20 protein-coding genes are annotated in these 20,962 nt (G+C 63.0%); 13 read left to right on the plus strand and 7 right to left on the minus strand.

Features of this window, described 5'->3' with window-relative positions; all coding sequences use genetic code 11:
• Window positions 1-270 precede the first annotated feature (270 nt).
• The 6 genes from CKO42_RS28345 to CKO42_RS22535 all read left to right on the plus strand — a co-directional run bounded on the left by CKO42_RS28345 (window position 271) and on the right by CKO42_RS22535 (window position 4,565).
• Window positions 271-1,110: an energy-coupling factor ABC transporter permease gene (locus tag CKO42_RS28345; RefSeq protein WP_338034984.1), complete on the plus strand. Its 840-nt coding sequence runs from the start codon at window positions 271-273 to the stop codon at window positions 1,108-1,110.
• Window positions 1,111-1,129: 19 nt separating this feature from the next.
• The gene (locus CKO42_RS22515; RefSeq protein ID WP_207148805.1) at window positions 1,130-2,035 is read left to right on the plus strand and encodes a peptidase associated/transthyretin-like domain-containing protein; all 906 of its coding nucleotides are present in this window, start codon (window positions 1,130-1,132) and stop codon (window positions 2,033-2,035) included.
• Between the two features lie 53 nt (window positions 2,036-2,088).
• Window positions 2,089-2,862, plus strand: a complete 774-nt coding sequence (gene cbiQ, locus CKO42_RS22520) for a cobalt ECF transporter T component CbiQ (protein WP_338034985.1) — start codon at window positions 2,089-2,091, stop codon at window positions 2,860-2,862.
• A 73-nt stretch (window positions 2,863-2,935) separates the two neighbouring features.
• On the plus strand, window positions 2,936-3,847 hold the full coding sequence (locus tag CKO42_RS22525) for an energy-coupling factor ABC transporter ATP-binding protein (RefSeq protein WP_200249376.1): 912 nt from the start codon (window positions 2,936-2,938) through the stop codon (window positions 3,845-3,847).
• Window positions 3,848-3,981: 134 nt separating this feature from the next.
• A complete protein-coding gene (locus CKO42_RS22530; RefSeq protein ID WP_200249378.1) occupies window positions 3,982-4,203 on the plus strand; it encodes a hypothetical protein in 222 nt (73 codons plus the stop codon).
• Window positions 4,179-4,565, plus strand: a complete 387-nt coding sequence (locus tag CKO42_RS22535) for a DUF2288 domain-containing protein (protein WP_200249381.1) — start codon at window positions 4,179-4,181, stop codon at window positions 4,563-4,565. Before CKO42_RS22530 ends, CKO42_RS22535 begins: the two co-directional genes overlap by 25 nt.
• On the opposite strand, the gene CKO42_RS22540 is transcribed toward CKO42_RS22535, so the two are convergent.
• From CKO42_RS22540 to purM, 5 genes are all read right to left on the minus strand, one after another.
• Window positions 4,516-5,655: a glycosyltransferase gene (locus CKO42_RS22540; RefSeq protein ID WP_420844342.1), complete on the minus strand. Its 1,140-nt coding sequence runs from the start codon at window positions 5,653-5,655 to the stop codon at window positions 4,516-4,518. The two genes, CKO42_RS22535 and CKO42_RS22540, sit on opposite strands and share 50 nt — an antisense overlap.
• A 31-nt stretch (window positions 5,656-5,686) precedes the next feature.
• A complete protein-coding gene (locus tag CKO42_RS22545) occupies window positions 5,687-5,902 on the minus strand; it encodes a cysteine-rich CWC family protein (RefSeq protein ID WP_200249384.1) in 216 nt (71 codons plus the stop codon).
• Between the two features lie 144 nt (window positions 5,903-6,046).
• The gene (gene nhaR / locus CKO42_RS22550) at window positions 6,047-6,946 is read right to left on the minus strand and encodes a transcriptional activator NhaR (protein WP_200249390.1); all 900 of its coding nucleotides are present in this window, start codon (window positions 6,944-6,946) and stop codon (window positions 6,047-6,049) included.
• 47 nt (window positions 6,947-6,993) lie between these two features.
• Window positions 6,994-7,692: a phosphoribosylglycinamide formyltransferase gene (purN, locus tag CKO42_RS22555; protein ID WP_200249393.1), complete on the minus strand. Its 699-nt coding sequence runs from the start codon at window positions 7,690-7,692 to the stop codon at window positions 6,994-6,996.
• Window positions 7,693-7,723: 31 nt separating this feature from the next.
• The gene (gene purM, locus CKO42_RS27610) at window positions 7,724-8,929 is read right to left on the minus strand and encodes a phosphoribosylformylglycinamidine cyclo-ligase (RefSeq protein ID WP_242479623.1); all 1,206 of its coding nucleotides are present in this window, start codon (window positions 8,927-8,929) and stop codon (window positions 7,724-7,726) included.
• A gap of 491 nt (window positions 8,930-9,420) precedes the next feature.
• Here purM and CKO42_RS22565 point away from each other — a divergent pair, with 491 nt between their 5' ends.
• The 6 genes from CKO42_RS22565 (at window position 9,421) to CKO42_RS22590 (ending at window position 16,431) form a co-directional block, all read left to right on the plus strand.
• Complete coding sequence (locus tag CKO42_RS22565) at window positions 9,421-11,520, plus strand: molybdopterin-containing oxidoreductase family protein (protein ID WP_200249395.1); 2,100 nt, start codon at window positions 9,421-9,423, stop codon at window positions 11,518-11,520.
• A gap of 296 nt (window positions 11,521-11,816) precedes the next feature.
• Window positions 11,817-13,076, plus strand: a complete 1,260-nt coding sequence (locus CKO42_RS22570; protein WP_200249396.1) for an extracellular solute-binding protein — start codon at window positions 11,817-11,819, stop codon at window positions 13,074-13,076.
• Window positions 13,063-14,793: a diguanylate cyclase gene (locus CKO42_RS22575; RefSeq protein WP_200249399.1), complete on the plus strand. Its 1,731-nt coding sequence runs from the start codon at window positions 13,063-13,065 to the stop codon at window positions 14,791-14,793. Before CKO42_RS22570 ends, CKO42_RS22575 begins: the two co-directional genes overlap by 14 nt.
• A gap of 112 nt (window positions 14,794-14,905) precedes the next feature.
• Entirely contained in the window at window positions 14,906-15,157 is a 252-nt protein-coding gene (locus tag CKO42_RS22580) for an AbrB/MazE/SpoVT family DNA-binding domain-containing protein (RefSeq protein ID WP_200249401.1), read from the plus strand.
• Window positions 15,151-15,540: a type II toxin-antitoxin system PemK/MazF family toxin gene (locus CKO42_RS22585; RefSeq protein ID WP_200249405.1), complete on the plus strand. Its 390-nt coding sequence runs from the start codon at window positions 15,151-15,153 to the stop codon at window positions 15,538-15,540. Before CKO42_RS22580 ends, CKO42_RS22585 begins: the two co-directional genes overlap by 7 nt.
• Window positions 15,541-15,588: 48 nt before the next feature.
• Window positions 15,589-16,431, plus strand: a complete 843-nt coding sequence (locus tag CKO42_RS22590; RefSeq protein WP_200249406.1) for a mediator of RNA polymerase II transcription subunit 7 — start codon at window positions 15,589-15,591, stop codon at window positions 16,429-16,431.
• Between the two features lie 67 nt (window positions 16,432-16,498).
• Here the strand turns inward: CKO42_RS22590 and CKO42_RS22595 are convergent, their stop codons facing one another.
• Complete coding sequence (locus CKO42_RS22595; RefSeq protein WP_200249407.1) at window positions 16,499-16,837, minus strand: helix-turn-helix domain-containing protein; 339 nt, start codon at window positions 16,835-16,837, stop codon at window positions 16,499-16,501.
• Window positions 16,834-17,181 (minus strand): type II toxin-antitoxin system RelE/ParE family toxin, encoded by a 348-nt coding sequence (locus tag CKO42_RS22600; protein ID WP_200249408.1) that lies wholly within the window; start codon window positions 17,179-17,181, stop codon window positions 16,834-16,836. Before CKO42_RS22600 ends, CKO42_RS22595 begins: the two co-directional genes overlap by 4 nt.
• Window positions 17,182-17,357: 176 nt before the next feature.
• Between CKO42_RS22600 and CKO42_RS27615 the strand changes: the two genes are divergently transcribed.
• A complete protein-coding gene (locus CKO42_RS27615) occupies window positions 17,358-20,915 on the plus strand; it encodes an Eco57I restriction-modification methylase domain-containing protein (RefSeq protein WP_242479624.1) in 3,558 nt (1,185 codons plus the stop codon).
• The last annotated feature ends 47 nt before the right edge of the window (window positions 20,916-20,962 follow it).

Genomic DNA, 20,962 nt, shown 5'->3' on the forward strand with positions numbered 1-20,962 from the left:
GGTTATTCTGAGCCCTTGGCAGCTGCCGCTGGCCGAAGTCCAGTGCCCAAGCCGGAATACTGGCGCAATACTTGGCCGGCAAGCAAGCCGAGTCAATGATCAACACCCAGCCTGAATGGTTGCCGGAGTCGCGTCTCGCTGCTCTGGTCACTGCGATCCCTTCGTCCCTGGCTAATCTGGCAATCGCGCTTTTCGGCGTGGGTTCGTTCCACAGGCGCTGGCTCGAAACTGGTATGATCTTTTGGTCATTGCTGCTTATCGCTGCGACTTATGGCTCATATCCCCGACGGTGTTTTGTCCGCCCCTGTGCTGGTTGCCGGCGCTCTGGTCTCAACGGGGCTGCTCGCGATCGCGTTGCGGCAGCTGCGTGAGGCTGATCTGCCGCAGGCGGCGGTACTGGCGGCCGCCTTTTTCGTCTCCTCGCTGATCAGCGTGCCGCTTGGCCCGAGCAGTGTGCACCTGTTGCTGAATGGGCTGATGGGGCTGTTGCTGGGCTGGGCGGCGCTGCCCGCGATCTTTGTCGCGCTGTTGTTGCAGGCGGTCTTCTTCGGCTTTGGCGGTCTGTTGGTGTTGGGCGTGAATACCATGAATCTCGCGCTGCCTGCGCTTGCGGTCGCGCTGCTGCTGCGGCCGCTGCTGCAACGCCTGCTGAGCCCTGCGCCGCCGCAAGGCTCGAGCGGTTCTGCAGATGCGGCTCCTGTCGCCGCTCCAGTTGTTTCAGCCGACTCAGCCGGCTCAGTCGACTCAGCCGGCTCAGTCGACTCAGCCGCTGCGGTTGACGCAGGCCCTGGTCCCGATGTGGGCGAGGGCGTTGCTGTACAGACTCCGTCGGTATCAGTGGCGGAGGACGTCATCAGCCCGCGGCAGCGTCGTCAAGCCTTCTGGGTTGGCGTGGCTGCCGGTGGGCTTGGCGTGATGCTCACCGCGGTCATGCTCTCCGGAAGTCTGTTGCTGAGTGGTGAGCCGTTTGCACCGGCTGCGCGCGTGATCGCCATCACCTTCGTGCCCTTGGCCTTGGTCGAGGGCTTGCTGACCGGCATCGTGGTCGGCTTCTTGCTGCGGGTCGAGCCGGCGCTGCTGAGGCTGGAGGCGGCGCGCTATGTCCATTAGCTGGCCTGGAGAGGCTCCCATGATGTTTGCATCGCTTCTTGGCGATCAATGCGCCCAGCTCCCTGGTTGGTGTCGCGCTCAGATTGCCGGGGTGCTGCCGCGACAGGCGCCGATGTCAGCATCTGCGTCGGGCCCTGTTCGGGTTGCCGGGATGCTGCTGTGCGGCCTGATCTTGTTGAGCCTCAGTGCTCCTGTGCAGGCCCATCGGTTGCAGGTCTTTGCCAGCGCCGATGGGAACCAGATCCAGGGGCGAGCCTATTTCGTTGGCGGGCATCCTGCGTCTGGCATCGAGATCCAGCTGTTGGACGCCGATGGCAAACAGGTGGCTGAGCTGAGCTCGGATGACGACGGGCGGTTTCGTGCTCAGGTGTCTGCCGTTGGTGATTATCGCGTGGTCGCCAAGTCGGGCGACGGCCACCGCGCTGAATGGCCGATCGCGGCCTCCGAGCTGGTCGGGGTGTTCGATGACGTGACGCCGACGCCAGCGGCGGCTCCTGCTGCAGGCGTCTCGAGTCCTGCTGTAAGCGTCACTAGCGAGGCTGAGAGCCCCGATCGTATGCGAGCGGCGCCACCAGCGCCTGCTGCGTCATCGCTTCAAGATGACGAGGCGTGCATTCGTGCGGGCGCAGACCTCGATCTGACGCTGAGTGTTGCGATTGAGCGCGGGTTTGAGCAGGCGCTCGAGCAAGCAGTTGAACAGTCGCTTGAGCAAGCAGTTGAGCAGGCGCTTGGGCACGCGGTTGAGCAGGCGGTGGCGCGCCAGATCCTCCCACTGCGCGAGGCGTTGGCTGAGGCGCAGGCACAGGCCTCGTTCCGTGATCTGTTGGGTGGACTGGGCTACATTGCTGGTCTGGCTGGACTCGGCCTCTGGTGGACGCGGCGCCGCGAGCAGCGGCATTCCGTCAAGGACAACAGCGATGGCTGAGCTGCCGGGCCCTAACGCTCATGGTGCGGTGTCACCTCAGAGATGAATTCCGCGTGATTCAAGGTAAGCTCGAATTGGGCCTGTTCGATCAGGCCTTCGATGAGCGACCGGATCGGCTCGCCGTATTCGATCCGCGTGCTCGGGTCATCATCGCGGCGCTGTGCGCGACCACCGTGGTCTCGCTGCAATCGCTCAGCATGGCGTTCTTGGCCCTGTGCAGCGCGATTTTGCTTGCCTGGCTTGGCGGTGTCTCGGTGCGTCGTCTAGGCTATCTGCTGCCGCTCGAGCTGTTGATGCTGGTGCTCCTGTTGACGCTGCCGTTCTCGGTGCCTGGCGCTCCGCTGTTGCAGCTCGGGTCGTTCGCGGCCAGTGCTGAAGGGCTCGCGCTGGTGCTGCTGATCCTGTTCAAGGCGAATGCCGTGGTGCTGGTCCTGTTCGGGTTGGTTGGCGCCATTGGCCCAGGCCCAACGGTGCACGCGCTGGCGAGCCTTGGGCTGTCGACGAAACTCTGCCAGCTGCTGTTGCTGACGCTGCGGCAGATCGACCTGGTCGGCGCTGAGTATCGCCGCATGCGCCTGGCGATGCGGGCGCGCGCTTTCGTGCCGCGCAGCGATCGACACAGCTGGCGTGCGCTAGGCTGGCTGATCGGCATGCTCTTAGTGCGTAGCCTGGCGCGCGGCCAGCGGGTTGCCGATGCCATGCGCTGCCGCGGCTTTGATGGTCAGCTGCGGCTGCTGCAGCGCTTCCACTGGCAGCGCGGCGATACGCTGCTCTTGTTCGGCGCATTGCCATTGCTCGCGGGCCTGCTGCTGGTCGATTCAAGCTAGACCACAAGACCACAGCTGCTGCTAATCATGAACTGACAGGGATAGCGAAAACAGCCTATCCGGAGGCCCTGCGATGGACCCTGATGATCTGGCCAATGCGAGCGATGAGCCGCTGGTTGAGCTGAAGGAGCTGACCTTCGGCTACGGAGCCAGGCCGCTCCTGCGCGAGATCGATCTGCGCATCGGCCGGCATGAGCGGGTGGCGCTGATCGGGCCGAATGGCGCTGGCAAGAGCACCCTATTGCAGCTGATCGTCGGCCTCTTGGCGCCGAGTGCCGGTCAGGTGCGGGTGCTGGGCAGGGATTGTCGCTCTGAGGCCGATTTCCGCGTTGCACGGGCCAAGGTTGGGCTGGTGTTTCAGCAGAGCGATGATCAGCTGTTTTGCCCGACGGTGCTCGATGACGTCGCCTTTGGGCCGTTGAATCTCGGGCGCTCGCCGGCGGAAGCGGCCGCTGCGGCAGAGCGAACCTTGGCCGCGCTCGGGCTCGAGGGCTATGGTCCTCGGGTCACCCATCGTCTCTCTGGCGGCGAGAAACGGTTGGTGGCCTTGGCCACGGTGCTCGCCATGGACCCCGAGCTGCTGCTGCTCGATGAGCCGACCAGCGGGCTGGATACCCGGAGCGAGGCACGCCTGCTCGATCATCTGGACGCACTGCCGCAGGCCATGTTGATCGTCTCGCATGACCAGCGCGTGCTCGAGCGTCTCAGCACCCGAGCGCTGTGGCTGCAACAGGGCCGATTGGTCGAGGCCGAGCTGCATCGGCATCCGCACCAGCATCGACACGCGCATCTGCATCTGCATGCGCCGGGCTTGGCGAGTGATCCGGATCATCTCAGTGCGCTACCGGTCCACGCGCATCCGCATCCGCATCCGCATCCGCATCCGCATCCGCATCCGCACCCAGACGAAGCCGAGCCAGCGTCAACCGCTCCATCCCATGACCGCTGCGACGGGGCTCTGCGGGACGAGGCGCATGGTCGATGACAAGCCAGCTCCGGATGCGCTGCGCTCCAGTGCACGCTCGATGACGGCGGCTGCGGTTCGATCGCTATTCTGTATCGGCCTCTAATGGTCTACACTTCTGTGACCCAGTTCACAGTTTGCGTTCAGGACAGTCGATGGATAGTCAGGCTAGACAGGTTGATCCGGGTGATACGTTGCAGGCCTATCTCAGCACGCTGCAAGAAGAATTCCGCCGCTCGCTGGCTGAATCCTTGAGACGCTCGGGCTACCCAGAGCAGGTTGAGCAGGATCAACAGGATCTTGCGGCCAGCCAAACTGCGGTGTTCACGTTTGTCGTCGATGGCTCGCGCCGATGCAGTCCGAACAGTCCGATGTGATCGATCTCGCCAAGGCGAAGCTCGGCGGCGAGACCGCCAAGATCCCTTGGCGAGAGCTACAGCGGTTCTTTGCCCAAGGCCGCGCCATCCATGTCGCTACCGGCCTCGACTTAGTCGAGGTCGCGCTGGCGGTCAACCGCGACGACGCCGAGCAGGTGCAGCGCTGGACGATCCAGGGCGGGGTTGAGCGCGTCAGTGATGCGGTGGCACGGCACTGGATCGAGGTCGATGCGTTGGTCTGGGCCGTGGTGGTGCGGCCCTGGGTGCTGGTTCAGCCGCTCGAGCTCGACTCAGGAGAGGCTGATGAATGGCCTATGGCGGGGCTTGGATTCCCATGGCATCGAGGTAGGCACGCGCGCTAGCCGCCTGCCTGTAGTCGACGACCGCCTGCTTCAGCCTGCTCGCGGGCAGCGGCTCGTCTAGCGTTTGCAGCATGGCGCTGGCCATCGCCTCGCTATCACCAACCGGGACCAGTGGGCCGTAGCGGCCATCGTCGAGCAGCTCGCGCGGGCCGCTTGGGCAGTCGGTCGCAACGGCCGGGATGCCGAGTGCCAGCGCTTCGGTGAGCACATTCGGCGAGCCTTCCCAGGCGGACGAAAGCACGAACAGATCGGCGCGTGCGAGCCAGGCATAGAGGTTGGTCTGAAACCCGGGCAGCTCGAGATCGCCATCGGCGCCGAGCCGCAGGCCCAGGGTCTTAGCGAGCGCCGCGAGGCTGTCACGGCCGCGGCCATCGCCGATGATCAATAGCCGGCAAGCGCGCTGCTGCTTGACCCGGCTGAAGGCACGCAAGAGCGTCGGGAAGTCCTTCTGTCGCTGCAAGCGACCGGCGCCGATGATGACCGGTATCGATGCGGTCTCGGCCAGCCAGGGATGCGGGCAGGGCGCGGCTGCCAACTCAGCCAGGCGCGGCGTGATCACCGGGTTGCGGATCACCCGGATCTGGCTGCGCGGGAGCCGAGCGATCATGGCGGTATCCTCGGCAACACCTTCAGAAACCGCGACGATCTGCTCGATGGCTGGATAGAGTCGACGGATCGGCAGCAGCCGCAGCCAGCGCTTGAGCGGGTTGCTGCTGGACAGGGCTGCGGACAGATTGGTGCCGAGCCGAAGCACCAAGCGCGTGTCGGTGGCGGCGAGGGCGCGCGCGATGACGGCAGCACGACCCGCGCGGTCCTTGACGGCCAGCAAGACTGGCGGGCGCTCGCGGCGCAACCAGCGTGCCAGTGCGAAGCTGGCCAGCCAGGTGTGACGGGGGCCGAGCGGGATGCAGCGTACGCCCTCGGGCAGGTCATTCAGGTGAGCGCTCTGCGTGCGCACGAGCAACAGATCAACCTGATAGCCTTGCGCGCAGAAGCCCTGAATCAGGTGCACCAGCATCCGTTCCACGCCGCCCTGACCGGAGAACGAGGCAAACACGGCCAGCCGCTTCGAACGGTCATCAGCGTGAATCACGACAGCATGCCCAGATGGCAAGCGGTGCTCAGGCGGCGCTGGTCTCCGCGCTGTCGGCGATCTCGCGCAGACAGTTCGGGCAGAGGCAGTCGTCATAGCGGCCCTGCAGCGTTTTCAGTACGGGTAGTGAGACCTTGACCGCGACACAGTCGCAGTTGCGTAGATCGTCCACCTTGCATTCGAAATCGTTACCGCAGCGTGGACACTGCTTGGTGCCGTCAGTGATCGGTTCGTTCCAGGTCATGGGCTCGTCCTCGTGTTCAGGTCTTGGGCGTCGCCTGTTCAGGCTGTCTGTCGAAAGAGAGTGCGGCCGTCAGCTTAAGGATTCTAGCGCTTTGCGCTTGGCTGGCGGTTGGCTGGCTGCTGTTAATTGGCTGTCGACGGGCTATCAACTGAAGTCACCGCGGCGCGCTGCCTCGGTGATCAGGGAGACGGCCGGATGCTTGATGCGGCGCTCGGCGGTGATCGCGAAGAGCCGCTCTTTCAGCTCGGGTGCACGCCCGATGACGCGCACCTGATACTTGGCGAGCACATCGGCTTCGACGGATTGTGGGGCGGTGAAGATGCCGGCGCCGGCCTCGCCGAAGGTCTTCATCAGGGCGCGATCTTCGATCTCGGCGACAACGCGTGGCTGCACCTGCTGGTGCTCGAGCCAGAGTTCGAGGGCCCGCCTCAGCGCGCTGGCGCTGCTCGGCATGAGCATCGGTGCGCCGTGCAAGCTGGCCGGAAAGTCGGCCATGAGTGCCTCGGCCTTTGCGGTTGCGGCAAAAAAGGAGGTTGCCGACTCTCCAAGCGGATGGCTGTAGGCCCGGATATTCAGCGCTGGGCTGAGGGGGCTGTCGGCTAGCACCAGGTCGAGCTTATGCACCGAGAGATCAGCGAGTAGTTCAACGAGTGGCCGCTCGGCGCAGACCAGCCGAATCGGTTCTGGCATCGCTAAGACCGGCGCCAAGACGCGATGCGTCAGGAGTTTGGGGACGACCATCGCGATGCCGACGTTGAGGCTGAGGCCGCCCGTCGGCGTGCGGCCGGCGAGCACATCCTCGAGCTCTTCGCCAAGGCGGAAGATGTCGTCGGCGTAGGAGAAGACCAGCCGCCCGGTCTCGGTCAGTGCCAAGCCACGGCCCGACTTGGCGAAGAGTTTGTCGCCGACCTGTTCTTCGAGCTCGCGTAGTTGACCACTGATGGTCTGCGGTGTCAGATGCAGGATCTCAGCGGCGCGCGCGATCGAGCCGTGCGTGGCGACGGCCCAGAAGTAGCGCATGTGCTTGAGATTCAGATGGGGCATCTGAGGTCTGTGTGAGGTTGTCGACGGCGAGGCGCTGGCATGGATGATCAGCGGGCGGTATCGATGATCACCGGGCTGTCGAGCGGCTCGCCATCGAGCTGGGTTCGTCCATCGCTGCTAAGGACGAGTCGGTCCTCGGCAAACCAGCGCACCGCGAGCGGGTAGATGCGATGCTCCTGCTCCAGTACCCGTGCCGCGAGCTGGTCAGGCTCATCGTCGGCCAGCACCGGCACCCGTGCCTGCACAATCGCAGGCCCACCGTCGAGTTCAGCGGTGACGAAGTGGACCGTGGCCCCGTGCACCGGATCGCCGGCCTCGAGCACCCGTTGGTGGGTGTGCAGGCCGCGATAGCGCGGCAACAGCGAGGGATGGATGTTAAGCAGGCGGCCTTGCCACTGCTCGACAAAACCCGGTGTCAGGATGCGCATGAAGCCGGCGAGAGCGATCAGCTCGGGGTCCGCTGCGCGCAACAGCTCGGCGAGCGCGGTGTCGTAGGCAGTGCGGCTATCGAAATCACGATGGCTTAGCACCTGCGTTGCGATCCCCGCGCGCTGGGCGCGCTCCAAGCCGAAGGCGTCGGCGCGGTTGCTGATCACCACTGCGATCTCGAAGGGAGAATCAGCCTGTTGGCTGGCATCGATCAACGCCTGCAGGTTGCTGCCGCTGCCCGAGATCAGCACCGCCAGCCGCAGCGGCGGGCTGCCGTCGACAACGTCTTTGGCCGTATTGGGGTTGTTTTCGTTCATTTTCCGCGGCTTGTTCAAGGCGTGTGATGGATCAGGTCAGTGATCCGCGGTAATGCACTGACGCGCGTGCTTCCTCGCTCGCCTGAATCGAACCGATCACCCAGGCCTGCTCGCCGCTCTCGGCGAGCTGGGCACAAGCGGCCTCGGCCTGCTCGGCGGGTACGCAGGCGATCATGCCGACGCCGCAGTTGAAGGTGCGCAGCAGCTCGGCATCGGCAATATTGCCCTGCTCGCGCAGCCAGCCGAAGATCGGTGGCAGCGACCAGCTGTCGAGGTCGATCAGCGCCTGGGTGCCCTTGGGCAGCACCCGCGGCAGGTTCTCCGTGATGCCGCCGCCGGTGATGTGGGCGAGGGCATGGACCTCAAGCGCCTGGATTAGCGCGAGTGTTGGCTTGACATAGATGCGGGTCGGCGCCAGCAGCTGCTCGCCGAGGCTGCGCTCGCCGGGTACTGAGGAAGACGAACTCGAAGCGGGTTGCGCAGAAGACGGCAGTGCTGAGGGCGCTTGAGCTGATGGCGCCTGTGCTGTGGAAGCCTGTTCTGGGGACACCTGTGCTGGGGACACTTGATCTGAGGGCGCCTTTGCCAAGGATGCGGGCGTCTCGAGCGGCGTTGTAAGCGGTATCGCGCTCAGCTCGAGCACCTTGCGGATCAGTGAGTAGCCGTTCGAGTGCGGGCCGGATGAGGCCAGCGCGATCAGCGCATCGCCAACCCGCACCTGCTCCGGGCTGATGATGGCGGATTTCTCGACGATGCCGACGCAGAAGCCGGCCAGATCATAGTCGCCCTGCGCGTAGAGACCGGGCATCTCTGCGGTCTCGCCACCGATGAGTGCGCACCCGGCTTGCCGACAGCCTTCGGCGATGCCATTGACGACCGCGGTTGCGACTTCTACATCGAGGGCGCTGGTCGCGTAGTAGTCGAGAAAGTACAGCGGTTCGGCGCCGCAGACGATGATGTCGTTGGCACACATGGCGACTAAGTCGATGCCGATACTGTCGTGCTGGCCGAGTTCGATGGCCAGCTTGAGCTTGGTGCCGACGCCATCGGTGCCCGACACCAGCACCGGCTCGCGATAGCCGCTCGGCAGCTCGAACAGGCCGCCGAAGCCGCCGAGTCCGGAGAGGACGCCGGGCCGGTGGGTGGTCTTGACCGCGGGTGCGATCTGCCGCACCAGGCGTTCGCCGGCATCGATGTCGACGCCCGCGTCTTGGTAGCTCAGCTGTGGTTTGCTCATTCGGGCCTGTGACGATAGCTGACGATAGCGAGTGAACGATGCCGCGCCAAAGAGCGCGCTTCGTGTGAAGAGGCTCGGCGTGAACAGTCGAGATTTGAAAGCAGGCCATTCTAGCGCGATTTCAGCCCAATCCGAGTCTTCCAGACCAGACCTTTCGGGCATTCGATCACAAACCACAGGTCGACCGAGATCAGGCGCTAGCCTGGGCTGGCTGTTGACGCGGTGAGAAGATGACTCGCGAGCTTGAGCTTGAGCTTGAGCTTGAGCTTGAGCTTGAGCTTGAGCCTAGCGGAGCAGCCAGCGGTGCGCGAACGCATTGCAAGCGCATGACGATTCCGCTTCAGTGTGCCTTACTGGACAGCACGGAGCATGTCACCAAGCGCGGTTCATTAGCAGTTCATCTGCGGTCGATCTGCCGCTTCTAGCTTGAAAACTGGCACAGCACGCGCATTCAGCAGCTGAACACACCTTTTTCGAGGGCCGTCGAGCCGATGTCTACCGTCAAGAGTACCTGTTACGAATGTGATGCCAACTGTGCGATCGATGTGACGCTCGACGCGCAGGGCGAGCCGGTATCGATCGAGGGGCCGGATTGCCCGCGCTGTTATGTGCAGCTAGATCGGCGCAATCATCCGGATCGCCTGCTGTATCCGCTGAAGCGGGTCGGACCTCGTGGCAGCGGCGAGTTCGAGCGTATCAGCTGGGACGAGGCGCTCAGCACCATCGCGGAGCGGCTGAGCCAGACCCGTGACCAACATGGTGCACCGGCAGTCGCCTTCTTCGCCGGCTACACCAAGGAGGCGCGCCCGCAGCTCCAGCGCCTGGCGCATGCCTTCGGCTCGCCGAACTACATGACCGAGAGCGGCTGCTGCTTCTCGGCGACCAAGGTCGCCGAGGAGGTGACCCTTGGCACCAAGATCAAGACCACCTCCACCGTCGCCTCCTATAAGACCAAATGCCTGCTGGTCTGGTCGACCAATCCGCGCGGCTCGATCCCGCCCTTCCATCTGCATCCGCAGGCGCATGCCAAGCCGGGGCGACCGATGATCGTGGTCGATCCGCGCCGTACGCCGCTGGCTGATCAGGCCGATGTGTTCTTACAGATCCGCCCCGGCACCGATGGCGCACTGGCGCTCGGTTTTCATCATCTGATCTTCGCCAACGGCTGGCAGGATCAGGCCTTCCTGGACGAATGGGCGAGCGGCGTCGAGGCCTTCCGCGACTATGTCGCCGAGTTCCCACCCGAGCGCGTCGCCGAGATCTGTGGCATCGATGCCGCCGATCTGCGCCATGCCGCTGAGTTGTTTGCGACCCTGCACCCTGCGCAGATCATGCTCTCGCCAACGGCGACGGTGCAGCACAGCAATGGCTTCCAGAATCATCGCGCGGTGATCCTGCTCTCGCCGGTCACCGGCAATCTCGACCGCGAGGGCGGCAACCGCTTCTTCAACGATAAGCTCAACCCGAAGCCGATCGAGCTGTTCGATCACTGCGTCAACGACCTACCGCCGCGCGTCGGCGATGAGGTCTTCCCGGTCTGGACCCGGCATTGGCCGGCGGCGCAGAGCATGCTGCTGCCTGACTGCATCCTCGACGGCAAGCCGCAGCGCATCCATAGCCTGCTGGCGATGGGTATCAATACCGCCATGTGGGCCAATTCCAAGCGCGTCGAACAGGCATTAGGCGCGCTGGACTTCTTCGCTGCCTCGGATTTCTTCCACAATCCGGCTACCCGCATGGCCGATATCGTGCTGCCGGCCGCGACCAACCTCGAGCGTGAGGCGCTGATCGCCTATCCCGGCTGCGCCTTCCAGGGCGAGCTGCGCTATCGCTACCCCGTCGTTGCGCCCAAGGGTGAGGCGCGACCAGATGCCCAGGTCTGGCTCGAGCTTGGCGTGCGCCTTGGCATGGCGGAACAGTTCTGGAATGGCGACCTCGCGGCCTGCTGGGCCGAAGCGGCCTCGGGGTTCCCGGACGACGTGCGCGAAGAGGTCTATTCGAATCCGGACGGCGTCACCGTGTACGCGCAGACCATTGATGATCTGGTCGAGCATGGCTACCTCGATGCCGATCGCCAATACCGGCTGCATGGCTTCAAGACCCTCAGCGGCAAGGTCGAGTTCGATTCACAAGAGCTGCGCGATGCCGGTTACGATGGCCTGCCGATCTGGCGCGAGCCGGCCGAGAGTCCGCTCTCAACACCGGATGTGGCGCGCAATTTTCCATTGGTGCTGACCAGCGGTGCGCGGCATAAGCATGCCACGCATTCCCAGCACCAGTATCTGGAGCGGATGCGCAAGGCAATGCCGGATGCGCTGGTCGAGCTGCATCCGGAGGATGCCGCCCAACGTGGTATCAGCAACGGCGATGAGGTCATGGTGTCCACGCGCCGCGGAAGCGTGCGCTTCACGGCGCGGATTACGGATCGCATCAAGCCGGGCGTCGCGCATTGCGCCCACGGTTGGAACCATGCCAACGTCAACGAACTGACCGATGATACCGCACTCGATCCGATCAGCGGTTTCCCGCCGTTCAAGTCATTACTCTGTGAGGTGACGCCATTGCGGAGCGTCGAGCGCGAAGCGGCTTGATGGGTGACGCGATGCGACAAGGAAGTCGCAGCTGATGGCGCAGTGCCTGCACTTGTCTAGGGAAGCATCAGCTCGGTTCGATGGACGTTGGCGTCTTGAATCATCCCGATCAGCCGGTTGCAAGACCTGCGTCGTCGTGGCTTCCAGCCTAGGTTGCATCAAGCCCAGATGATCTGGTTCCGCAGACCGCGGTCTCGAGTGATCAGCCTGATGCCCAAGGCCGGTCACGGTCAGTGTTTTCAACCGACAGCGGCAAGCGGTGACAGCGCGTGAGACAGCAATCGGAGACTGGATCTGTGATTAACCGAGGACGGCGGCGTTTCTTACAAGGGGTTTCGTCGGCAGCGGTCGCAGCTGGGTTTCCGGCCATCATCAAGGCACGCAATGCCGGGCCGACGCTGCGTATCCTGGGCACCCATGCCACGCTGCAGGAGCCCATCCGGCAGCAGGCCGAGCGCGACTTAGGCTTCCGCATCGAGCTGCTGCCAGGCGGCAGCTCGCAGGTGCTACTGCAGGCATCCACTGAGCCAGACAGCTTCGATCTCTATGAGCAATGGTCTGACAGCATGCGCTTGCTCTGGCAGGCCGGGACCATCCAACCCATCGACGTCAGCCGCCTGACATACTGGGACGAGGTCAACCGTCTGAGCAAGACCGGCCGCATCACCGAGGAGGCGCCGATCGGTGCCGGCGACCCGCCCAATACGATCCTCTATGTGCAGCCGGATGGCGCGCTGGGGCCAACGCCGCAGGCACAGATTAGCTACTTGCCCTACGTGCATAATGTGGACGCCTTCGGCTACAACAGTCGCGTCATCCCTGAGGCTGAGCCCTATGTCGGCGACAGCTGGGGTTGGCTGCTCGATCCCGCCTACGCCGGGCGCGTCGCTCTGGTGAACGCACCGAGCATCGGTATCTTCGACTTGGCATTGGCCGCCCGCGCGCGCGGACTAATGGATTTTGCCGATCTGGGTGCGATGACGGAGGAAGAGGTCGACGAGCTGTTCAAGATCGCCATTGCCTACAAGCTCGATGGCCAATTCCGCTCCTTCTGGCGCTCGATACCGCATTCCGCCGAGCTGATGATCTCGGACGATGTCTGTCTCGAGAGCATGTTCTCGCCGGGGGCGTTGATGGTGCGCGCCGCTGGCGTGCCCTGCGTCTACGCCGCGCCGCGCGAGGGATATCGCGCCTGGTTCGGCGTCATGTGCTTGTCGCGGAACTGCACTGACGAGTGCCAGGAGGCCGCTTACGCCTACATGAACTGGTGGCTCTCGGGCTGGGCCGGTGCCTATATGGCCAGGCAGGGCTACTACATCTTCAACCCAGAGCGCTCGCGGCCATTCCTCGGCGCCGACGAATGGGGCTATTGGTACGCGGGGCAGCCGGCGCAACGGCCGTTGCCTGGTACCGATGGCCGCATCGTGGTGCAGCCCGGAGAGGTGCGCCATGGCGGCTCATACGTCGAGCGCTGGTCGCACGTCGCCGTTTGGAATACGGTGATGTCGACCTATGACCTGAGCGTGCGCCGTTGGAGCGAGCTTGTCCTCGCCTGAGCGCAATTCGGTACCGCTCGCTGCGCGCTGGCTACCGCTGCGCCAGCGGGTTGCGGCCACGGTCTATCTGACCCTGCTGCTCGCCCTGCTGTTTGGCGTTGGCGCCGTCTGGATGGCGCAGATGACGCGGTCGCAGACCGATGAGCTGGTACGGTTGGCGGACGCCTCGAATGCGGTCCGCGGCTTCCGCACCAACGTCGACCGGATGCAGTTTGCAGCCTATCGCTTCGTCGCCGCCAACCATGGCTCGGCGGTGGCCCAGGTCAGTCGCCTTTACTCAGCAACCCGGGACTCGCTGACGGATTGTCTTGTGACTCGCTGCGTCGACGCCAGCGCAGAAGGGCGAATTGAGGCGTTGCTAGAGGGGTTGGATCGATTCTACAAGGCCTTCACCGATGCCGTTGCCCAGCGCAGTGTCTTGAACTCGATCATCGATCAGCGCTTTACGCCTAATCTTGTCTTTGTGCGGCAGGAACTGCCGACGCTTGTGCAACCTGAGTCGCCAGGGGCTCAGGCCGACTCGGCGCGAGCGCTCGATGCCCTCAACCTGCGGGCGATTCAGCGCCACTTGCTTGCCGTCGAAGAGGCGACCGATGCGCTGCTCTACAGTGCGAATCTACAGCCCTATAGCAGCTTGGCCATCGACTTCGAGTGTGAGCGTGGCCACCTTGCCCGGCTCTCGCCATCCGTACCCGAAGCCTCGGTCGCCGCTATTCGGACCGCGTTGGAGCAGATGGAGCGCGTTTGGGGCGCCTTGTTGCAGCGGGCCCGCGGCTATCTGTTTCTGGTGAATGTCGTCATGGCGGCGGATGCGCATGAGATGCAGGTCATCGCCGGTCAGCTCGAGCAACAGATCGAAACGGCGCTGGTCGACGCGCACCGCGGTACCGACTCTAAGCTGTTTGGGTTTGCCTCTGCGCTCATCCTGTTGCTGCTGTTTGGGAGTCTTGCCGTGTTTGCCCTCGGCCGAGCCATGGCGACGAGCGTGACCCACCAGCTCAGGGCGCTGACACAGACCTTCAACGATCTCGCTGCCGGCTCCCGCGCGCAGATCCGCATCCAAAGCCCGCATAACGACGAGATCGGCGAACTGGCGATGGCGGCAGCCCGCTTTCGCGATGCGAATGCCGAGATTCATGACCTGTTAGCGCGTTATCAGGCCTTGAATGAAGCATTGGAGTCGAAGGTCGCCGAGCGCACTTCCGCGCTGGAAGAGAGCAACCGACAGCTCGAGCGGCTGGCGCATACCGACCGGCTCACCGGAGTGCTCAATCGCCGTGCCCTGGAGCAATTGCTCGAGGATGAAGTGAAGCGTAGCCAGCGTTACAGTCGTCCTCTCTCACTGATGTATCTTGATCTTGACCACTTCAAGGAGATCAATGATCGCCATGGGCATGAGGTCGGCGATGTCGTGCTGGTGCGCCTTGCCCGCGAGCTTGGCGCCATGCTACGGGCGCATGATCGGCTCGGCCGCTGGGGCGGTGAGGAGTTCCTGATCCTCTGCTCAGAGACGACTGGTGAGGACGCGCGCTCCTTGGCGGAACGGATTCGAGTGCAGGTAGAGCAGCTACAGCTCGAGTCCGTTGGTCAGGTTACTCTCAGCATCGGCATCGCGAGCCTGGCGCCGACACAGACGGTGGAGCGTCTGCTTGCCGAGGCTGACCAGGCCATGTATCGGGCCAAGTCGCTCGGGCGTAACCGCTGCGTGTTGGCTTGAAAGGCACCCAGCTGAGCGAGCGTTTTATCTTCTGCCGAGAAGAGCCTTGTTCTGTTGACCTGAGATGCGGTAATGTTTAGACAAAGTTTAAACGTTGTCGGAGAGACCTCCCATGACAAACGCGGTTCTCGATATCAAGCGCTGGGGCAATAACCTTGGGGTGCGCCTTCCGGTGGGCATCGCGCGCGAGGCAAACCTGCAGGCTGATCAGCGGGTTCGCATTGAGGTCGACAATGGCCGTGTGATTATCACGCCACTGGACAACGAGCAGCTCACGCTGGAGCAGCGTCTGGAACGTTTTGATCCGGCGCGGCACGGCGGTGAAGTGATGCAGACCACGGCAGTCGGCGCAGAACAGTGGTAAGGAAAGCGCAAGACTGGGTACCGGCTCGTCAGGACATCATCTGGATTGATTGCAACCCGCAGGCAGGCCGCGAGATGCGTGATATCCATCCATTGCTTGTGTTATCGCCGCAGAACTTTAATGCTAAAACCTCGCTGGTGATTGGTCTGCCGATGACGACCGCTGACTATAATGCCGACAACCCCTTCGCCGTTGCGGTGGGCGAGGTAGACGGCAAGACCAGCTATGTGCTGTGCCATCAACCCAAGTCCTTCGATTGGCGCGTGCGCAATGCCAAACCGCATCCGTTGCACAAAATGGACAAAGCGCGCTTCTCTGAAGCCTGTCAGGTTCTTGAGCAAATCATTCAACTTAAAGGCCAAGTCCGAGAAGCTGAACGCTAGCGTATTCAATCATTTTCCGTCGAACAGGTCGAAACGAGAAAACTGCTTATGCCCTTCATCGGCGTTCTTCCCGAGCGCAAACCGCTCTTCAAGCCCGAGCCGCGTTGCGATCTGCCCGTGAGTGACGCGGCCGCCTGGCGGCTGAATCCGGCGCATCGACATATCTACGACAAGCTGCGCCTCGCGCTCGATGCCGGACTCACCGCCGCGCCCTGTGGCGTCAGTCCAATGGATCTGGGCATGGCCGAGGATGCCGAGGTGTTCGTGAAGCCGATCACCAACCTCGCCGGGATGGGGCTGAGTGCGCGCTCGGTGCGCGCCGACCAGGTGCCGATGGAGCCGGGAAGCTATTGGTCAGAGCGGCTAACAGGAACACACAGCAGCAGTGATTGCCTGGTCCAAGGTGGCGAGCCGCAGTGGTTTGCGCATACCCGAGGCTCGGACGAGAAAGATGCCTCGCGCCCGATCTATTGGGAGATCGGTGCCGACCTTCCAGACGCCGAGGAGTGGCTCAGCGCTTGGGTGCGCCGAAACCTAGCGGGCTACACCGGCCTCTGCAATATCGAGCTGATCGGCGGTCGGCCGATCGAGGCCCATCTGCGCGGCTCCAACGGCTTCTTCGATTTCTATGGATCGGCGTTCATCCCGGCTTGGGTTGCCCTGGTCGATGGCGAGGAGTTCAGCCCGCCACCGCCGATTCCGGGGGGGTATGTCTTCTCCGTGTTTGGTGATGCCGATCTCAGTGAGGAGAAACTGGATTCAGCGGAATCAATGGGCGTCAAGGTGCAGCCCGATCCAAGCACGCCGGGTCGGGCGGCCATCCTGCGCTGTCGCGAGCGCGAGGCGGGTTTTGATGTCTATCGGCTGTTGACCGGGCGGACGTTGGCCTAAAACCACCAATCATCCTCCCAGAGGTGCCTTGGGTAGTCCTTGTAGACGGCCTTTATACCCTCGTTGATCACGCTGACGCAGGCCGATGAATGTGCATGTCGGCAACGGGTTGACGAGGCCGCACCTCGATCCGAACCCGCACGTCTTGGTCGAGCTGGTCGAGGATTCGCATCAGCCGATCGATGGTGAAGCGGTCGAGTTTGGCGTGGCGAATACGGGAGAAGTCGGCGGCTGCAATGCTCGTGAGTGCTTCCGCCTGACGGACGGTGAGCGAGCGATCGTCTAAGACGCCGATGATCTCGGCGGCCAACTTAGCCTTCAGCTGTTCTGCGCTCGCGTTGGGGTGTTCGAAGTCGGCAAAGACATTGCCGCTCCCCCGGATGAGCTCGATGGGTTCATCTGTCATTTCAGCGCCTCTTTTAGTCGTATGATCCTGTCATGCACAAGGTCAATCTCGTGCTTTGGGGTCTTGATACCGGTCTTGGATTTCTTCTTGAACGCATGCAGCACCCAGATGTCCTCGCCGATCTGCACGGCATAGATCACTCGGTAGGCATCTCCGCGGTGCCGCAGCACGATCTCCAGCACGTTGTCATCAAAGCCCTGCAAGGGTTTTACATGGTCAGCCTTGCGTCCCGCGGCGGCGATTGTCAGCCCCCGAAGACCGTCAAGCCGAACCGGCTCAGGGAATTTCTGGAAGTCTTTTTGGGCGGCTTTGATCCATGAGATTGGCCGTGTTGTGTTAGTCATGCCTTCCCTCCTGTCTTACTATAGTCATATTTAACTACAACAGGCTAGGAACGACGTGCAACGGATTGCGAGGCCTTCGTCGTCCGATCTGTCGGGGACGAAGCCGATTGAGCTGCAGGCGACAGAAGAAGGCTCGTACACTGAGCGCAAGGCGACCACACAATAAGGATTCCATGATGCTAGCCAGGAACCACTTCAAGCCCCTGTTCAACGCCCGCTTGCTCAGTGAAGCACTCGAAGCCGCTCACATCGAGTGCGGCCTCGCTCAGACCGAGATCGCCCAGCGCTGGGCCGATAGCGCCGGCAGCGGCGCCCTCAGCGCCAGCAAGGAAAAGCAGCTCCAAGGGCAGTTCCTGACCGAGGTCTTCGGCGGCCTGCTCGGCTACGCCCAGATCGTCAGCGCCGACGACATCCATCATCTCGAGCCCGAGACCAGCTCCAAGGCGGTCAAGGGCTATCGGCCACCGGATGCCCGGCTCGGTTGGTATGGCGCGGGAATCGACCGTACCCGCGCTGTCGTCGAGCTGAAGTCACCTGGTGCTGATCTGGATGCCAAGCAAGGCGTCGCCTATGGGCGCCTGACCCCTGTCGAGCAGGCGTTTGGCTACTCGGCCAAGGTGGATGGCTGCCGCTGGGTCATCGTCAGCAATTATCTGGAGCTGCGCCTGTATCGCACCGATCGCGGGCAAGGCTACTACCAGCGTTTCTCGATCGCCGATCTCGCCGATCCTGATCGGCTGCGCGTCTTCTGTTTCCTGTTGGGGCAAGCGACCTTGCTCGGCCCGCAGCCGGACAGCGAGAGTGCCGTCGAGCGCCTGGCCACACAGACGCATGTCGAAGAAGAACAAATCACCAAGGCGTTCTACGCCTTCTATCGCGATCTGCGCCTGACCTTGTTCGATCAGCTGCGGGCGGACAATCCAGCGCCAACCGGCCGAGCCCAGGATCAGCATCTCGAGCGGCTGCTCGAGCACGCCCAGAAGATCCTCGATCGCTGCCTGTTCATCTGCTTCTGCGAAGACACCCGGCTGTTGCCGGCCAAGGTCTTGACCCAAGCGCTCAATGCCAAGTCTGAGGGTTTCGTGCAGGTCTCGCGCTGGCAGCAGCTCTGCGGGCTGTTCAAAGCGGTGGACAAGGGCCATCCGCCGATGCAGATCAATGCCTACAACGGCGGTCTGTTCGCCCATGATCCCGAGCTGGAGGCGTTGTCGGTCTCCGCGGCCAGTCTCGACGGGATTGCCGCCCTGGCCGGCTATGACTTCGAGACCGATCTCAACGTCAACATCCTCGGCCACATCTTTGAGCAGTCGATCACCGATCTGGAGCTGATCCGCGCCAGCATCCGTGGCGAGCCTGATCAGACCCGAACCGACCCGCAGCGCTCAAGGCGCAAGCGCGACGGCATCTTCTACACCCCGGAGCTGATCACCCGCTTCATGGTCGAGCGCACTATCGGCGGCTGGCTGAAAGAACGTTGGGCCGAGCTCGAGGCCAAGCATCGCACCGGCAAGCCGGGACCGATGGCGAATGAGACACGGCTGAAGGTGCTGCTCGACTACCTCGAGGTCCTCAAGCACATCAAGATCCTCGATCCGGCCTGTGGCTCCGGCGCCTTCCTGGTCGCGGCCTTCGATTACCTGCTCGCCGAGTACGAGCGCGTCAATGCCGAGATCGCGGCACTGACTGGCTCACCGCAGCAGCTGGGGTTGTTCGATCTCACCCGACAGATCCTGCAGCAGAACTTGTTTGGGGTGGATCTGAACCCGGAGTCGGTCGAGATCACGAAGCTCTCGCTCTGGCTCAAGACCGCCCAGCGCGACAAGCCGCTGAACAACCTGGATGCCAACATCCGTTGCGGCAATTCCTTGGTGGAGCCGCTCGGCGAGGATGCGTCTGATGTCTTGCGTGAGGCCTTCGCGCAGCTGCCGGAGGATAGTCGTGCGTTCGATTGGCAGGCGGCCTTCCCCGAGGTCTTCGCTCGCGGCGGTTTCGATGTGGTGATCGGCAATCCGCCCTATGTGCGGCAGGAGGCCCTGGGGCCGTTGAAGCTCTATCTGGCGCAGTGCTACGCCAGCTACAGCGGTGTCGCCGATCTGTATGTCTACTTCTACGAGCGCAGGCTGAACCTGCTTGCCGCGAACGGCAAGCTCTCCTACATCGTCACCAACAAGTGGATGCGCGCCGGCTATGGCGAGCCGTTGCGGCGACTGTTCAGCGAGCAGGCTCGGCTTGAGGAGATCCTCGACTTCGGCCATGCACCGATCTTCGAGGATGCGGATACCTTCCCCTGCATCATTGTTGCTCAGCGGCGAGTGGATGCTGCGACCGTGACCGACGACACCACGACCGCAGCAGCGACAGCTTCAGCGACGGCAGCAACAGCAGCAACAGCAGCAACAGCAGCAACAGCAGCAACAGCAGCAACAGGAGCGACAGGAGCGACAGGAGCAACAGCGATAGGAGCAGAAGCGATAGGAGCAGAAGCGGCAGGAGCGGCAGCAACGCTAGCACCCACAGACAAGGCCGAAGCAACACCGATGGTCAGCGTCTGCATCGTGCCCCGAGACCGGTCGGCTGAGCTGTCGCTCGACAACTACGTCCACGAGCACGCCTATCCGGTGCCCTGGAGCCGCTACAGCGCTGAGCCTTGGAGCCTGGAGCCGCCGGAGGTCGATACGCTGATGCAGCGTATCCGTGATCACGGGGTGCCGTTGGCGGAGTTCTTGGGGGTGAAGCCCGTCTATGGCATCAAGACCGGTTTCAACGAGGCCTTCCTGATCGATGACAGCACCCGAACCGCGCTGATTCGGGATGATCCCGGCTGCGCGGAGATCATCAAGCCGTACCTGCGAGGACAAGACATCAAGCGCTGGGGGCCTGATTGGCAGGGTTTGTGGATGATCGTGCTTAAGTCCAGCGGCGATCATGTATGGCCCTGGAGCCATGCTGGCGACGATGCCGAGGCGGCCTTTGCTCGGACCTACCCGAGCCTGCATGCACAGATGAAGCCGCTGCAGGCGAGGCTGATGAAGCGTCAGGACAAGGGGAGGTTCTGGTGGGAACTGCGTTCTTGCGACTACTACGCCGTCTTCGATCACCCGAAGATCGTGCATACCGATATCGCATGGCGAGCGCAGTTCGCGTTCTCGAAGGAAACGTCATTCTTCGTGAACACCTCCTACCTGTGGTCGACGGATGACCTTTACGTGCTCGGCGTCCTGAACTCGCCCCTCATGTGGGCGTTTCTTTGGCGCAACGCCCAACACGGAAAAGATGAAGCACTGCGTTTATTCAGCACACTTACCGTTTCCCTGCCGATCGCCGAGCCGACGCCCGAAATCCGCACCGAGGTCGAGCAGCATGTCGCAGAGGCCCTGGAACTGACCCAACAGGCACAGACCGCCTCGCGCGAGCTACTCGGCTGGCTTCGCGTTGAGTTCGAGATCGAGAAGCCAGGCCAGAGGCTCACCGATTACGCCAACCTGACCGCTGACGACTTCACTACGGAGGTGCGCAAGCGTCGGCCCAAGGGGACTGCGCGCTTGACGCCGAAGGCGTTAGCGGAGCTTGCGGGAGTCCATGCACAGTATGCCGCGCCGGCACGGAGCCGCAAGGTCCAGCTACAGGCAGGGGAGAAGTGCATCGCTGAGTTGGTAAATCACGCCTATGAGCTCACTGCCGAAGAGATCGAGCTGATGTGGAAGACGGCGCCGCCGAGGATGCCCGGATTTTAGAACCGGCTGACTTTGGGCAAGCGAAGCTCCTTCATAGACATCGACCA

It is taken from the genome of Lamprobacter modestohalophilus (assembly GCF_016583905.1).
Lineage (GTDB): Bacteria > Pseudomonadota > Gammaproteobacteria > Chromatiales > Chromatiaceae > Lamprobacter > Lamprobacter modestohalophilus.